Annotated in this window: 1 protein-coding gene; it reads right to left on the minus strand. The window is 66.5% G+C overall.

Features of this window, described 5'->3' with window-relative positions:
* On the minus strand, positions 1–605 hold a 605-nt coding region (locus FGX59_RS37250), incomplete at its 3' end, for an MFS transporter (protein ID WP_206078576.1).
* Between the last annotated feature and the right edge of the window lie 22 nt (positions 606–627).

Raw genomic sequence — 627 nt, forward strand, 5'->3', positions numbered from 1 at the left:
GAGGTGACCTCCATGGCGGTGGCGTTCTTCGGGCGGAAGTACTTCGACCCCTTGGGCACGTCCTGCACCGAGGCGTAGTAGATGAAGCCGTAGACCAGCGCCATCGCGCCCGTCAGCCCGATCGCCCACCGCCAGCCATCCTCGCCGCCGAAGATCAGCGCGACGGTCGGCAGGCAGAAGGCGGCGGCGGCCGAGCCGAAATTGCCCCAGCCGCCATAGATGCCCTCGGCGGTGCCGAGCTCGTGCGCGGGGAACCATTCCGAGACCATGCGGATGCCGATGACGAATCCCGCGCCGATCAGCCCGAGCGCGAAGCGCGCCAGCGCCAGCTGGGTGAAGCTGTCGGCCACCGCGAAGACGAAGCAGGGGATGGCCGAGACGATCAGCAGCCCCGAATAGACCCGCCTGGGCCCGTAGAGGTCGGTGAGGATGCCGATGATGATCCGCGCGGGGATGGTCAGCGCGACATTGAGGATGAGGAGCGTGGTCACCTGCGCCCGGTCGAGCCCGAGGCTCGCCTGGATCGCCCCCAGCATCGGCGCGAGGTTGAACCAGACGACGAAGGTCAGGAAGAACGCGAACCAGGTCAGGTGAAGGATTTTCATCTTCCCGCTGAAGGAGAAGATG

It is taken from the genome of Poseidonocella sp. HB161398 (assembly GCF_005870025.1).
Taxonomy (GTDB): domain Bacteria; phylum Pseudomonadota; class Alphaproteobacteria; order Rhodobacterales; family Rhodobacteraceae; genus Mangrovicoccus.